At 70.7% G+C, this 13,958-nt stretch carries 15 protein-coding genes and 1 pseudogene; 3 read left to right on the top strand and 13 right to left on the bottom strand.

The window, feature by feature from the left end:
• The first annotated feature begins 140 nt into the window (after positions 1 to 140).
• Complete coding sequence (locus ACW9PK_RS11325) at positions 141 to 1,256, top strand: NAD-dependent epimerase/dehydratase family protein (RefSeq protein WP_457017212.1); 1,116 nt, start codon at positions 141 to 143, stop codon at positions 1,254 to 1,256.
• 85 nt (positions 1,257 to 1,341) lie between these two features.
• Here the strand turns inward: ACW9PK_RS11325 and ACW9PK_RS11320 are convergent.
• From ACW9PK_RS11320 to coaD, 8 genes and pseudogenes are all read right to left on the bottom strand, one after another.
• Positions 1,342 to 1,446 (bottom strand): annotated as a pseudogene (locus ACW9PK_RS11320) (type II toxin-antitoxin system YoeB family toxin); the annotation flags it as partial.
• A 62-nt stretch (positions 1,447 to 1,508) separates the two neighbouring features.
• Complete coding sequence (locus tag ACW9PK_RS11315) at positions 1,509 to 2,165, bottom strand: cation transporter (protein ID WP_167318386.1); 657 nt, start codon at positions 2,163 to 2,165, stop codon at positions 1,509 to 1,511.
• Positions 2,166 to 2,295: 130 nt separating this feature from the next.
• Entirely contained in the window at positions 2,296 to 3,225 is a 930-nt protein-coding gene (gene mutM / locus ACW9PK_RS11310) for a bifunctional DNA-formamidopyrimidine glycosylase/DNA-(apurinic or apyrimidinic site) lyase (RefSeq protein ID WP_457015915.1), read from the bottom strand.
• Positions 3,226 to 3,232: 7 nt separating this feature from the next.
• Positions 3,233 to 3,937, bottom strand: a complete 705-nt coding sequence (gene rnc / locus ACW9PK_RS11305; protein ID WP_457015914.1) for a ribonuclease III — start codon at positions 3,935 to 3,937, stop codon at positions 3,233 to 3,235.
• 1 nt (position 3,938) lies between these two features.
• Positions 3,939 to 4,142, bottom strand: coding sequence for a 50S ribosomal protein L32 (rpmF, locus tag ACW9PK_RS11300; protein WP_012398114.1), 204 nt, complete (start codon positions 4,140 to 4,142; stop codon positions 3,939 to 3,941).
• A gap of 2 nt (positions 4,143 to 4,144) precedes the next feature.
• Positions 4,145 to 4,735 carry a YceD family protein gene (locus ACW9PK_RS11295; protein ID WP_144930776.1) on the bottom strand — a complete coding sequence of 197 codons (591 nt, stop codon included), beginning with the start codon at positions 4,733 to 4,735 and terminating at the stop codon, positions 4,145 to 4,147.
• Between the two features lie 37 nt (positions 4,736 to 4,772).
• On the bottom strand, positions 4,773 to 5,255 hold the full coding sequence (locus tag ACW9PK_RS11290) for a hypothetical protein (protein ID WP_457015912.1): 483 nt from the start codon (positions 5,253 to 5,255) through the stop codon (positions 4,773 to 4,775).
• A 58-nt stretch (positions 5,256 to 5,313) separates the two neighbouring features.
• Entirely contained in the window at positions 5,314 to 5,784 is a 471-nt protein-coding gene (gene coaD / locus ACW9PK_RS11285) for a pantetheine-phosphate adenylyltransferase (RefSeq protein WP_457015910.1), read from the bottom strand.
• A 128-nt stretch (positions 5,785 to 5,912) separates the two neighbouring features.
• Here coaD and ACW9PK_RS11280 point away from each other — a divergent pair, with 128 nt between their 5' ends.
• Complete coding sequence (locus ACW9PK_RS11280; protein WP_457017210.1) at positions 5,913 to 7,091, top strand: aminotransferase class I/II-fold pyridoxal phosphate-dependent enzyme; 1,179 nt, start codon at positions 5,913 to 5,915, stop codon at positions 7,089 to 7,091.
• Between the two features lie 140 nt (positions 7,092 to 7,231).
• Here ACW9PK_RS11280 and rsmD read toward each other — a convergent pair whose 3' ends face one another.
• Genes rsmD through thiL form a run of 4 tightly spaced genes read right to left on the bottom strand, consistent with a single transcriptional unit; the run spans position 7,232 to position 12,147 of the window.
• Positions 7,232 to 7,825: a 16S rRNA (guanine(966)-N(2))-methyltransferase RsmD gene (gene rsmD / locus ACW9PK_RS11275; protein WP_064845671.1), complete on the bottom strand. Its 594-nt coding sequence runs from the start codon at positions 7,823 to 7,825 to the stop codon at positions 7,232 to 7,234.
• Positions 7,822 to 10,050, bottom strand: a complete 2,229-nt coding sequence (locus ACW9PK_RS11270) for an ATP-dependent DNA helicase RecG (RefSeq protein WP_457017208.1) — start codon at positions 10,048 to 10,050, stop codon at positions 7,822 to 7,824. The genes rsmD and ACW9PK_RS11270 overlap by 4 nt, the downstream gene beginning before the upstream one ends.
• Before the next feature lie 44 nt (positions 10,051 to 10,094).
• The gene (locus ACW9PK_RS11265) at positions 10,095 to 11,042 is read right to left on the bottom strand and encodes a DAK2 domain-containing protein (RefSeq protein WP_368844401.1); all 948 of its coding nucleotides are present in this window, start codon (positions 11,040 to 11,042) and stop codon (positions 10,095 to 10,097) included.
• Entirely contained in the window at positions 11,032 to 12,147 is a 1,116-nt protein-coding gene (gene thiL / locus ACW9PK_RS11260; RefSeq protein ID WP_457015907.1) for a thiamine-phosphate kinase, read from the bottom strand. Before thiL ends, ACW9PK_RS11265 begins: the two co-directional genes overlap by 11 nt.
• Positions 12,148 to 12,221: 74 nt before the next feature.
• On the opposite strand from thiL, the gene ACW9PK_RS11255 reads away from it, so the two are divergent.
• Positions 12,222 to 12,848 carry a DUF3515 family protein gene (locus ACW9PK_RS11255; protein ID WP_367404735.1) on the top strand — a complete coding sequence of 209 codons (627 nt, stop codon included), beginning with the start codon at positions 12,222 to 12,224 and terminating at the stop codon, positions 12,846 to 12,848.
• A 9-nt stretch (positions 12,849 to 12,857) separates the two neighbouring features.
• Here ACW9PK_RS11255 and ACW9PK_RS11250 read toward each other — a convergent pair whose 3' ends face one another.
• Positions 12,858 to 13,940: a sulfite oxidase gene (locus ACW9PK_RS11250; RefSeq protein WP_457015904.1), complete on the bottom strand. Its 1,083-nt coding sequence runs from the start codon at positions 13,938 to 13,940 to the stop codon at positions 12,858 to 12,860.
• Positions 13,941 to 13,958 lie beyond the last annotated feature (18 nt).

Genomic DNA, 13,958 nt, shown 5'->3' with positions numbered 1-13,958 from the left:
CAAACGCAACGAATGGGGACCGGCAGGACACTGCTCCCGGTGTCGCGCAGATCGCGGATCCCGAGCGTGGCGGCGCCACCGCGACCCAGGGTGAGCTGACCGGGGACGGCCGCACCGTGCTGGTGACCGGCGCGTCAGGGATGCTCGGTGGGGACGTCGCCCGCGTCCTGCTCTCGCGCGGCTGGCGCGTGCGCGTCTTCCAGCGGGGTCACGCATCCGTGGCCGAGCGCGAAGGCGTCGACGAGGTGCTCGGTTCGGTGACCGATCCCGACGACGTGGCGCGCGCGCTTGACGGCGTGGACGACGTCATCCACCTCGCGGCCAAGGTCTCCTTCACCGGGGACTGGGAGGACTTCGTGCGGGTCAACGTGACCGGGACGCGTGTGCTGCTGTGCCAGGCGCAGAACGCCGGGGTGCAGAACGTGGTCTTCGTGTCCTCGCCGTCCGTGGCCCACGCGGGCGTGTCGATCGAGGGCGCGGGCGCGGAACCCGCAAACCCCCAGACGGCGCGCGGGAACTACGCGCGTTCCAAGGCCGCAGCGGAGCTGCTCGCCTTGAGCATGGACGGCCAGCGCGATCTCAAGGTGGCCGCGGTGCGCCCGCACATCGTGTGGGGCCCCGGGGACACCCAGCTCGTGGAGCGCGTCGCGGATCGCGCGGCGGCCGGGCGGATGCCGTACCTCGACAACGGTGCGGCCATGATCGACACCACCTACATCGACAACGCGTCCGAGGGCATCGTGCGGGCGCTCGAGCGCATTGACACCGTGCGCGGACGCGCGCTGGTGATCACCAACGGTGAGCCCCGCCCCGTGGGCGAACTCATCGCGCGGATGTGCCGCGCCGCGGGCGCCCCCGCGCCCACGCGCTCGATCCCCGGTGGCGTGGCACGCTTCGCCGGCCGCGTCATCGAGAAGGTCTGGCCGTACCTGCCCGCGAAGTTCCGCGGCGGGGACGGCGAGCCGCCCATGACCGAGTTCCTGGCCGAGCAGCTGTCCACGGCCCACTGGTTCGACCAGCGCGAGACCCGCGAACTGCTGGACTGGACGCCGTCCGTGAGCCTGGACGAGGGCTTCGCGCGGCTCACCGCGTACTACTCCGACAAACCGCGCCCGCAGCGCAACACGGGATCGGTCGCGGTGTCACGCGTGGTGGAGGTCGCCGACGACCAGCGCATCCGCGCCGAGGACGCCTCGATCGCCCCCGAAGAAGAGAGCGGGACGAGCAACGACCTGCAGATCGTGCGCGCACAGTAGGCGCTGTCGTGCCCGCGGCGTGGAGCCGCGGGCACGATGCGAACCAGGGTGCAGGCCCCGCTATCCGGCCTCCGCGTGCGGTTGCTCAGTAGTGGGAGCGCGCTTGCAGGATGATGAGATCGTCACCCACGACCATGTAGACCAGCCGGTGTTCGGCAGTGATTCTCCTCGACCACGCGCCTCTGCCTCCGGTGCATCCTGGCGTGAGTGGCCGGGTACGACGTCCGGACAGGGTCGGGACCGATGCCCGGATCAATCGATCTCTTCGCCGGCGAGGGCCTTGGCGGCCAGGCGCTCCTCCTCGCTGACCTCCCACACCTCGTAGGCGGCGTGCAACGCGAGCAGGATGATCAGACATCCGAGGACCAGGTCCGGCCCTCCCGAGCCCGTCCATGCGGTGATCAAGGCCATGACGATGATCGCCACGTTCACCAGCACGTCGTTGCGGGCCGAGAGGAACGCGGCGCGGCCGAGGGAGCCGCCGTGGTTGCGGACGCGGGCGATGACGAGAGCACTCGTCCCGTTGATGACAATGGCGCCGAGCGAGGCGAGGACGACGGGCAGCACGTCCGGTGCCATAGGCTCGGCGAACCGCTGAACTGCTTCCCATGCCGCGAACGCGGCCGGAGCGAGGATCACGACGGCCATGACCTTGCCCATGACGGCGCGCTTGGCCAGGGCCCAGCCAAGCGCCACGAAGATCAACAGGTTGATCGAGGTGTCCTCGAGGAAGTCGACACTGTCGGCCAGCAGCGACACCGACCCTGAACCGAGCGCGACGAAGAACTCGACGAAGAAGTACCCGAAGTTCAGGAGGGCGACCGTGAGCACCGCTCGACGGACCCGGGGTGCATCGAAGGCGCCGGGCGCCTTCCCCGGGTTTTCGTCCGGTGCACTGGGAGCGTTCATGGGCACAATTCTCGTCATTGGCTCTCGGAGTCGCCCCGGGGCCAGCGGGTGATCCGGATGGCCTGGGCGGTGTGGGGACATCGATGCCGGTCTCGACCCCCGACGGGCGTGCCGCCCGCGGGGTCTCTCGTCAGGGCCGGAAACGTCTCGGCCGCCGCTGGCACCGCGAGCAGCGATACGAGGAACGGTTGGCGAAGCGCTCACGCACGATGACGCCGTCGTCCCCGCCGGCCTCGCAGCGAGGGCACGGCTGGCCCGCACGGCCATAGGCGTTGAGTGACCGGGAGAAGTACCCGGACTCGCCGTTGACGTTGACGTACAGCGAGTCGAAGCTCGTGCCGCCCGCGTCCAGCGCGCGACGCATGACCTCCTGGCACGCCGCCACGAGTGTGTATGTGCGCGGCGCGGTCATGGTTTCGGTGGGCGCGGCCCAGTGCAGGCGCGCCGCCCACAGCGCTTCGTCCGCGTAGATGTTGCCTATCCCGGAAATCAGCCCCTGGTCCAGCAGCGCGCGCTTGAGCCCGGTCCGACGACGCCGCAGCGCCGCGTGGAAGGCCGCGACGTCGAAGAGCGGGTCCAGCGGATCGCGCGCAATGTGCACGGCGTGTTCCGGGACCGTGCCGTGGCCGTCCGACGCGGGCACCAGACGATCCAGCAGCATCCCACCGAAGATCCGCTGGTCCACGAACCGCAGTTGCTCTGGCAACGGCTGCCCGGACTCGTCGAGCGCCGGGGACAGCTCCAGCCGGATGCGCTCGTGGCGCGGCCTGGGGTGTTCCGGGGAGGACACGAGCAGTTGCCCGCTCATCCCCAGGTGCACGAGCAGTGCGCGGGAAGGTTCTGACCCATCCGCAGCGCGCACGGGCAACCACAGGAACTTGCCGCGCCGGCACGCGTCGACAACTGTCACCCCGGTCAATTCGCGGCGGAAGTCCTCCGGACCGTCGGTGTGTCGCCGCAGGGACCGGGGGTCCACGACCTCCACGTCCTCCAGGGTGCGCCCCACGACCCAGCGTGCGACGCCGCGGCGCACCACTTCCACTTCGGGCAACTCAGGCACGGCGCGCTCAGTTCTCGGTGGCGAAACGTTCGACAATTGCCTCGCACGCGACCGCGGCGGCCGCGCGTTCGGCGGCCTTCTTGGACGTCCCCTCGCCGTGTCCCAGGACATCACCGTGTACGACGACGTCCGCGGTGAAGCGGCGCGCGTGGTCCGGGCCGGTGCCCTCGACCTCGTAGCGCACGGTCCCCAGCTCGTACTGGGAGGCGAGTTCCACCACGCGGGTCTTCCAGTCGCGGCCCTCGTGCAGCACGCGGGTGTCCTCGAGCAGGGGGACGATCAGTCGCAGCACGAGATCGCGCGCGGGCAACGGCCCACACGCCTCGTAGACGGCGCCGATCAGGGCCTCGGTGGTGTCCGCGAGGATGGAGGCCTTCTCGGCCCCGTGCGTGCGGATTTCGCCCTTGCCCAGGCGGATGTGGGGGCCGAGGCCGAGGGTCTTGGCGACCGCGGCGAGCGCGCGGGCGGAGACCACGGATGCCCGCAGTTTCGCGAGGCTCCCCTCGTCCCACTCGGGGTAACGGTGGAAGATTTCGTCCGTGACCGCGAGCTGCAGGACCGCGTCCCCCAGGAACTCGAGGCGTTCGTTGTGGACTTCCCCGGGATGCTCGTACGCGTACGAACGATGTGTGAGCGCAATGCGAAGCGTCTCGGTGTCGAGGTCGACACCGAGACGCTCAAGCAGTTCGCCGGGATCCGGCAAAATGGTCACCTTACGCGTCAGCGACCTTGCGACCCTTGTACTCGTAGAACAAGGGGGTGCCGGCGGAATCGGAGACCAGCTTGGCCTGGTGCGGCAGGCTGTAGCTGACCTTGCCGTTCTCCACGGTCTTCACCAGTTTGGGGGCTTGCGCCTTCCACTGGGAGCGGCGCATCCGGGTATTCGCGCGGGACATTTTCCGCTTGGGAACAGCCACGGCTATCTCTCTTCTCTCGTATCGGTTGTCGGCTCCGACGCCTGCGGATCCCCCGATTCGGTCGTCAGCCCCTGCAGGGCGGACCAGCGGGGATCCAGGACGTCGTGGTGGTGGTCCGGGTCGTTCTCGAGCCGTGCGCCGCACTGGGCGCACAGGCCCGGGCAGTCAGCCCGGCACACCGGTTGGAACGGCAGTTGTGTGATCACTGCGTCCCGAAGCATCGGTTCGAGGTCGATCTCCTCGTCCCGCACTTCATACACTTGCTCGTCCTCGACGTTCTCGTCACCCTGGGGGGACGGATCGAAGACGAAAAGTTCTTGCACGTCGACCGGTAGTTCGTAGTCGATGGGGTCGAGGCATCTACTGCATTCCCCGTGAACGCTCACGATCACGGTTCCGGACACCAGAATACCGTCGTGGACGGATTCCAGGCGCAGCTGCAAATCCATGGGCGCGCCCTCCGGCGAGCCGATGAGCGCCGTACCGAAGTCCTTCGGTGCGGGTGCCTCGACATCCAGGGTTTCCATGGTCCCCGGTCGGTGTTCGAGATCCCTGACGTTGAACGTGAGGGCTGAACTGTTGCGGTGATTCACGAAACTCCTGGCTAACGACACTGGCCGACAGACCACCTTAGCATGCCGACCCTCGTCGGTTCATCCCACGGGCCCCGTCCGGATGCCCTCCGGACGCACGGCCGTGGCATCCGCGGGCTCTCGCCGGGCGACGGCCCGCCCGATCAGCGGCGCGGTGAGACCATGCAGCATCACGGAGCAGAACACGACCATGACCACACAATCCAGGATGATCCCGATCTGCGTATCGATCCCGCGCGGATCCAGCCACGCGATCGTGGCGCGTTCGGGCCAGGTCGCTCGGGACCAGGATGCAGGCCAGCACGAGGCACAGGGACAACCGGACGTCCGGCAGCAGGTACATGGCGGCGAAGAACACCGCGATGAGACTGAGGGGCAGGGCCAGGAACAGCACGCGCAGCACCGGGGTGCGGCTGCGACGCGGGGCGTCGCGGATGTCCAAAGCGTCCATGAACAGCAACACGGACAGGATCACTTCCACGGTGCGTTCCACCGAGGTGCTGGTCAGGGACTCGATCAACGGGGTCGAGCTCTACCACCCCGCGGCCATGCCCAACCTGGCAATTCCGCCGGGCCCCTCAGCGCCGTTCGATGGCCCGCAGGACGGGGTCGGGAACGAACGACGCGACGTCTCCCCCGAGTGCCGCGACCTCCATCACGAGGGACGAGGACACGTGCAACAGGGACGGCTCCCCCGGCAGGAACACCGTCTCCACGCCCGTGAGGGAACGGTTCATGGTGGCCATGGGCAGTTCGTAGTCGTAGTCCGCGCTGTTGCGTAGTCCCTTGATCAGGGCCACCGCCTCCCGGCGCTCCGCGTAGTCCGCGATCAGCCCCGATGCGAGCGGTTCCACGATCACGGCCGGTTCGTCCGCGAACACCTCGCGCACCAGTTTGATCCGGGTGTCCTCGCTGAAGCGGTGGGTCTTGTGGGGGTTCGTGGACACGGCCACGATCACCTCGTCGAACAGGCGGGCAGCGCGGTGGATCACCGCGCAGTGTCCCAGGTGCAGCGGGTCGAACGACCCCGGGCAGATGGCGCGTCGCATGGCACCACCCTAGCGGCAGGGGTTCCTAGACTGGGCCCATGATCGCAGACGCTCACGACCACTCGCCCGCGGCCGCACCCCGCGCCGATCCCGCCCGGGAGCTGCCCGGCGCCCAGCCATGGCAGCGCATGGCCGCAGGCGGCGGGCTGCTGGATCCCTCCGGGGCCCTCCGTTCCACGGTCTTCGAAGAGATGACGGCGCTCGCCACGCGCACCGGCTCGGTGAACCTCGGTCAGGGGTTCCCGGATTTCGCGCCGCCGCAGCCCATGGTCGACGCCGCGGTGGCCGCCCTGCACACCGGGCACCACCAGTACGCGCCCATCATCGGCGTCCCCGCATTGCGCCAGGCGGTGGCTAAGCACCAGCGCGACCACTACGGTCTGCACCTCGACCCCGATTCGCAGATCGCGGTGAGCGCGGGCGCGACCGAGGGTATGACCACCGCACTGCTGTCCGTGCTGCAACCCGGGGACGAAGTGGTCGTGTTCGAGCCGCGCTACGACCTCTACGGTGCGGTCGTGGAATTCGCCGGGGCCACACCCGTGCCCGTCCCCCTGCTCCCCCCGACCTTCACGCCGGACCCGGACGACGTGCGCGCCGCGTTCTCCCCCCGCACCCGCGCCGTGATACTCAACGACCCGCACAACCCCACGGGCACGGTGGCGTCCCGCGAGTTCAAGGAACTGCTCGTGGAGCTCGCCACGGAGTTCGACGCCGTGATCGTGACCGACGAGGTGTACGAGCACCTCCGGTTCGCCGGGCCCCATGAGCCCATCGCCTCCCTGCCCGGGGCTGCGGAGCGCACCCTGAGCGTGTCCTCCGCGGGGAAGACGTTCTCCGCCACGGGCTGGCGCGTGGGCTGGGTGAGCGGCCCGCCCGAGCTGATGCGCGGGGTCATCGCCGTGAAGAGCTATCTTTCGCACAGCGCGGCCGCCCCGCTGCAGCACGCCGTGGCCCATGCACTGAGTTTCCCGCCCGCGTTCTACGATGCGCTGCTCGAGGACTACCGCGAGCGCCGAGACGTGCTCGTGGCCGGGCTGCGGGAGGCCGGGCTGACCCCGCCGGTTCCCGAGGGCACGTTCTTCGCGGTCGCGGACGTGAGCGATCACTACGCGCTCGCCGGGGTGGACAACGCCACAGACCTCGGCCGGCACTGGGCCGAGAACGCGGGTCTGGTGGGCATCCCGGTCTCGGCGTTCGCGGGTCCCGCGAACCGGGGGCTGTACGCGGACTGGCTGCGGTTGGCGTTCTGCAAGCGCACGGACGTGCTGCGCGGGGCCATGGCGGGACTCGCCGCCGCGGTCTGACAGGCCGTTACCGGGCGCCGACGACGGCGCGCTCGGCCTCGCGCAGCTCCGGCTCGCGAGGTGCCTGAGCCGGTGCAGCTGACCAGGTCGACCGCGCAGGGGCCCGGGTCGACGACGCCCGGGCCGGGGTACCGCCGAGGTCAGTCCGCGTCCGAGGCACCGGGCGCGTCGTCGTCCGCTTCGAGGAACCACAAGCGGGTCTCGCCATGCTCGCCGTCCTCGAAACGGCGCAGGCCGCGGGGCCACGCGGGCTCCTCGGTGCGTGTGGAACGCTCGACCGCGATCACCCCGCCCGGCCCCAGCCGACCCGCGAGCCGCGAGAGCGTCCGGGCGAGCTCATCGTTGTCCAGAGGGTAGGGCGGGTCGGCGAGCACGAGGTCCCAGCGGTGGTGCGCGGCGCGACCCAGGTACCCGGCCACGGCGGACTGCACGGTGGTGATCTTGGTGTCCGGGCACGACGCCGCTACGAGCGTCGCGTTCTCCCGACACACCGCCGCCGCCACGGCCGCTCGTTCCACGAGCGTGACGGTCGCGGCTCCGCGGCTCGCCGCCTCGAGGCCCAGGGCGCCCGAGCCCGCGAAGAGGTCGAGGACGCGTGCGCCCTCACACATGCCCCAGGCGTCGAGCCGGGCGAACAGTGATTCCTTGACCCGGTCGGTCGTGGGTCGTGTGGCCGAGCCGGGCACCGACTTCAGGCGTTGGCCGCCGGCTCGTCCGGCTATGATCCGTGTCATCCTCGCTCCAGGAATGCTTGTCGGTCCTCGTCCAGGACCCGTGTGATCGCCGCACGCAGGGCGGGGTGTTCGGTGAGCTGCGGGTCGTCGTGGATCACGATCTCCGCGGCGGCCCTGGCCCGTGCGACGAGGGCCTCGTCCCGCAGTGCACTGATCCACCGTAGGCCGGAGCGGCCCCCGGACTGGGACGCGCCCAGGATGTCCCCCTCCTTGCGCAGGCTCAGATCGACTTCCGCGAGATCGAAGCCGTCCGTGGTCGCGGCCACGGCGTCGAGACGCGCGCGCCCGGGATGATCGGGGGGTGTGCGGGTCACGAGCAAGCACGTGCCCGGGTGCTCACCGCGCCCGATCCGCCCGCGCAGCTGGTGTAGTTGGGAAATCCCGAACCGTTCCGGGTCCGCGATGATCATGAGCGTGGCGTTGGGGACGTCCACCCCGACCTCGATCACCGTGGTGGAAACCAGTACGTCGGTGTTCCCCGCCGCGAAGTCCGCCATGGTGCGAGCCTTGAGTGGCGCGTCCTGGCGCCCGTGCAGCACGGCCACGCGGGCGCCCCGGAGTTCGGGCTGTGCGGCCACGAGCTCGGTGAGCCACGTGACGGTCGCGGGCTCGAGATCTTCCTCTTGCGTCTCGATGGAATCGCGCAGGCTCTCGAAGGGGGGCACCGCGGCGTCATCGCCGATCTTGGGCGCGACGACGTAGACCTGCCGACCGCGCGCGACGTGCTCCGCGGCGAGCGCCCACACGCGGCGTTCCCAGGCCGGGCCGTGCTCGGCGAGGCCCACGACGAACGTGCCGATGGGTTGGCGCCCGCCCGGCAACTCCCGCAGTGTGCTTACGTCCAGGTCGCCGAAGACCGTCATGGCCACGGTGCGCGGGATGGGTGTGGCCGTCATCACGAGGGTGTGCGGGGCCTGGCCGGCCTTGTCCCGGAGGGCGTCGCGTTGTTCCACGCCGAAGCGGTGCTGCTCGTCCACGACGGCCAAGCCGAGGTCCGCGAACTGCACCGCGTCCTGGATCAGGGCATGGGTGCCCACCACGATGCCCGCGGCGCCGCTGGCGATGTCCAGGAGGGCCTTACGGCGGGCGGGTGCGGACATGCTGCCGGTGAGCAGGGTGACCCGTGTGGCCTCCGGGTCCCCACCCAGCTGCCCGGCCATGGCGAGGGGGCCCAGCGCGGCCGTGATCTTCTCGTGGTGCTGCGCGGCGAGCACCTCGGTGGGGGCGAGCATGGCCGCCTGACCGCCGTGGTCCACGACCTGGAGCATGGCCCGCAGCGCGACCACGGTCTTACCGGAGCCCACATCGCCCTGCAGCAACCGGTTCATGGGTGCGGTGCCCGCGATCTCCCGGGAGATCTCCTCCCCGACCGCCCGCTGGCCAGGGGTCAGGGCGAAGGGCAGGGAGGCGTCGAAGCGGGCCAACAGGCCGTCCTCCCGCGGGGGTCGCGGGGCCACCGGATGCGCGGCGTGCTCCGCGCGACGGCGCACGAGCTCGGCCTGCAGGACGAACGCTTCCTGGAACCGGAACCGATTGCGCGCCCGTTCGTAGGCCGCCACGGTCTCGGGAACGTGCAGATCCCGGTAGGCCTGTCCCGGTTCCGGCAGTCCCTGCGCGGCGACGACGTCGGGCGGCAGCGGGTCCTGGATCGCGTCCAAGTCCGCGGTGAGCAGTACTTGCTGGACCACCTTTCCGATCCGCGGCGTGGTGAGCTTGCCGGACTCCGGGTACACGGGGATGGGCATGAGCTCACCGGAGTCCGAGGTGGCACGGGACACCGATTCGGGGGTGTCCACGAGGGCGTAGTCCGCGCCCGCCATCGACAGGTTCCCCCGGTAGAACTCCGGTTTCCCCGTGAACAGGGCGAGCGCCCCCACGGGGAGGTCCTTCTGGGCGGAGTACGCGTTGAAGAACGTGATCTTCAGGTAGGCACCGGAGTCGTCCGAGACCGTGACGTCCGTGAGACTGCGCCGAGGATCACTGCGCATGCGCCGGGTGCTTGTGCTCTCGACGCGTGCGACGAACGAGGTCCGCTCCCCCGCCACCAGGTCCGTGAGCGCCTGGATCTTCCCCCGGCGGATGTAACGCCGGGGCGCGTGGTCCAGCAGTTGGCCCACCGTGGTGATCCCCAAGTCCTGGGCCAGCAGGGACACCGTGGAGCGCGGGGACTTCCCGGGGACGTAACGGGTCAGGGGCTGGTCCAGCAGGTCCGCGAAGGCGGGCAACCCCTGCGGCGCGGCAGGCGCATCCCCGTCCGGCCGGTGGCTGGTCACCGTGGCTCCGCCGCGAGGGACGTCACTGTCACATTGCGCGCGGTGCCGCGCCGGCGCATGAGGTCCAGCGCGGTGTCCGGGTCCGCGACGTGCACGTGGACGCGCCACGTGTACCCGTTCTCGTTCTCACTGACCGCGCTGACGATCACACTGTCCCCGGCGTCGTCGAGCTCGTGGCGCAGTTCGGCGGCGTCCAGGGCGGAGAGGTCCATGGTGCCCATGACCTCGTACCCCTCCGAGGGCTCCTGCTCGTCACTCGTGAGCGGCAGCGCGTGGTCCCGGACGATGTCCTGCACGGGGTCCGCGGCCGAGTCCTCCCCGCTGAGTTCGGTGCGCAGCGCCGCGAGGATGACGAGCATGCCGAGCGCGCCGGAATCCACCGTGCCGCGTTCAGAGAGCACCGGAATCTGGTCCACGGTGTCGATAACGGCCTGCGTGGCGGCCCGCACCATGAGGTCCAGCCACTCGACGAGCTGCTGATTGGACCCTTCCGCGGCGGTGTCCGGGACGGGTACCTCCCCGGCGGCCTGCAGGACGGAGATCATGGTCCCCGGAACGGGCTCGGTGAGTGCGGACCAGCACCGGACCTGGGCTGCCATGAGCGCCGCCTTGAGCTGCGCGGCGGTCAGCCGCACGCAACCCTCCACCGCCTGGCCCATGGCGGTCAACGCCACCGCGGCCAGTACGCCGGAGTTCCCGCGGGCCTGCTCGAGGGCGGCCTGGCCCGCGTAGACGAGCAGTTCGCCCACGTCCCTGCCCTCGATCAGGTGCGCGGCCTCCGCCGCGAATCCCACCGTGGCGCTGAGGTTCGCCCCGGTGTCCGCGTCCGCGACGGGGAAGACGTTGAGATCGTCTAGGACGTCCGCGTGCTCGCGCAGCCGACGGTGCGCGGCGTCGAGCCAGTTGCGTATCTCGGTGGTGGACGAGCCGGCTCTATGGCTCAAAGTGATCCCATCCTTCGACGACGTCGCGACCGAACCACTGCCGTGGGCTCCGGCCCGCAATGGTCACGGTGCCGCGCTCGTGGCGCCGCTGCCGTGCTCCGTTCCCTGCTGACGAGCCACCGCCCCGGGGGCCGTCCCCGCGGGGCAAGGGCGCACACGAGCCTATCGCACGGACCCCGGACGGCAGCGGGGAATCCACAGGGAGCACGGCGAGCAGACCGTGGTCCTCACCCCCCGTGAGCACCCACTGCCACGGGTCCACCCCAACGGCCTCCCCCGCGTGGGCGAGCGTGTGCACCGCGGGTTCCAGGGCCTGCGGGTCCAGGTCGATGCTCACGCCGCTCGCTCGTGCGATCCGGCGGACATCGCGCAACAGACCGTCCGAGATGTCGAGCATGGCGATCGCCCCCGCCCGAGCGAGTTCCGCCCCCACGGAAACGGGCGGGGCCGGTCGCAGTTGGGCGCGGTGCAGCGCGGTCCGTTCGGGCTCGGGGACGCCATCCCAGCGCCCCGGCACGGGGGTCTGCAGGGCGTCCAGTCCGGCCGCCGCGCGGCCGAGCACGCCCACGTGCACGAGGGTCCCGCCCCGTCCGGCCCCACTGCGCAGTACGTGCTCACCCTCGAGCCTGCCCAGGACCGTGGCCGTGACGGACAGTTCCCGCCCCCACCCGAGGTCCCCGCCCACGAGCGCGCACTCCGCCGCGCCCAGTTCACCGAAGGCCCGCGAGAGTCCCGCCGCGAACTCGGAAACCCATGCGACCTGGGTGTCCCCCGGCATGGTGAGGGACACGACCATGGCCGTGGGCACGGCCCCCATGGCGGCGATGTCCGCGAGGTTCTGCGCGGCGCACTTGTGCCCCACGTCCGCGCCGGTGGTGCGGTAACCGCACGGCCACACGGTCGCGAAGTCCTGGTCCACGGTCAGCGTGTCCGTGGTGACCACGACCCGCTCGCCGGGGGCCGCGATCACGGCGCAGTCGTCCCCGGGTCCCACCAGGACGTGCGGTCCGTCCGTGGTGGCGCCCGGGAGGAACGCGTCCAGCAGCTCGGTCTCGCTGAGCTGGGACACGGTGGTCCCGGGCGGGGCGGCGGGCTCGTGCGTCATGTCCCTTACACTAGCGAGCCACTCCGACGGGCACAGTCACCGAACTCCCGGGTGCAGCACCTATCCTGGGTGCCATGATTCCCCCGGCCTCGCAGCACCCGTCCACGCCCACATCCGCCGCGCAGGCCCCCGGGACTCTGCCGCGGCTGCGCGGCGTCGTACGGGGCGCAGGGCACGACGCCGCCGCGGGGCGCGGGAGGGCGCGAGCGACGTCGTCGTCCCGCCGCCGCGTGGCCGGCGCGGCTGTGGTGGGTGCGCTCGTGCTCACCGGGTGCGGTTCGACCGTGACCGTGGACGGCGCCCCGGACAACGCCAACCCCGACTGCGCGTCCGTGATGCTCGCGATGCCCGAGTCGGTGAGCGGGATGGATCAGCGGGAGACCTCGAGCCAGGGCACCACGGCCTACGGGGACCCGTCGGCCATGATCGTGCGCTGCGGCGCGGAGGAACCGGGACCCACCACGGACCCGTGCACGAACGTCAACGGCGTGGACTGGCTGATCTCCGAGGTGCCGGATCAGAAGGACCAGTGGCGCGCGGTGACCTACGGCCGTTCCCCCGCGGTGGAGGTGCTCTTCGACAGCAGCCGCGTGCCGTCCTCGACCGCGCTCGTGGACACGGGATCCGCCATGCAGAACATCGAGCAGACCCGGCAGTGCCTGTCCGTCAAGGACACCCTGGAGCAGCAGGGCCGCCCCTAGAAGGCGGCCTCACTCGACCGTGACCTCCACCCGGGCCCACGAGTTGTTCACGTAACCCTTGGGGTTCCACAGCGCTCGCGGTGACTCCGGCTGGCACGCGCCGGTGCTGTCCCACGCGCGGGCCATCAGGACGTGGGACCCGGCCCCGGTCACCGGGACGAGTGCCTCCCAGTGCTGCCACGCCCACGGGGAGGCCGCCGCATCCAGCTCGGCCTGGTGCCACGTGCGCCCGTCGTCCCCGGAGACGTCCACGCGCGCCACCGTGCGATCGTCCCCCGCGTACGCGTACCCGGTGACGCGCACCGGACCGCCCGGAACGTGCTCGTGCTCCCCCGGGCTCAGGATGTCGCAGTTCAACGCGACGGATCCCAGAGTGATGCCGTCCCCCGGCCCGGCGTGATCCGGGTCCGCCTCGGGCGGCAGGACGCGATAGGCCGTGGCCTGGAAGTAGTTCTCGGACGGGTCCGCGCGCACCGTGATCCCGCGCAACCACTTGACGCTGCGCGCCCCCACGTACCCGGGGACGACAACGCGCACGGGCGCCCCGTGCACCGCGGGCAGGGGTTCGCCGTTCATCGTCCACGCGAGCAGCACCTCGGACGACAACGCCTTGGCGAGCGGGATCGACCCGCCGTAGGCCTGCGGGGGATCCGCGAGGTCGGAGACGTCCGAGGCCGTGAACTCCACGTGCCGGGCGCCGTCCGCGACACCGACCGACCGCAGGACGTCGCACAATCGAGCCCCGGTCCACAGCGCGGTGGAGGTGGCCCCGGGTCCCCACGGGTCCTCCCCCGGGATGTCACGCACGGGCAGGAAACCGGCACGGCGATTGCCCGCGCACTGCATCGTGGCCGTGAGCGTGTGGTGCGTGAACTCCTCCCGCAACCGTTCCGGCGTGAAGCTCGCGGACTCGTCGACGAGCCCGTCGACCGTGACCGCCCAGTCCCCGGGGTCGTTCTCGGGCACCTGGCCGTGATTGCGCACGTAGAAGGAATCGGGGGTCGTGATCGGATCGTGGAGTCCCGACCGGGGTGGTTCCGCGTTGTACGGGTCGGTCTCGTGGACGATCATGTCATCGCGTTTGTGCCACACGGGGTGCCCCTTCCGACC

The sequence above is a fragment of the Kocuria sp. MNB10 genome (assembly GCF_054073685.1).
This window is presented reverse-complemented; position numbering and strand designations above follow the sequence as displayed.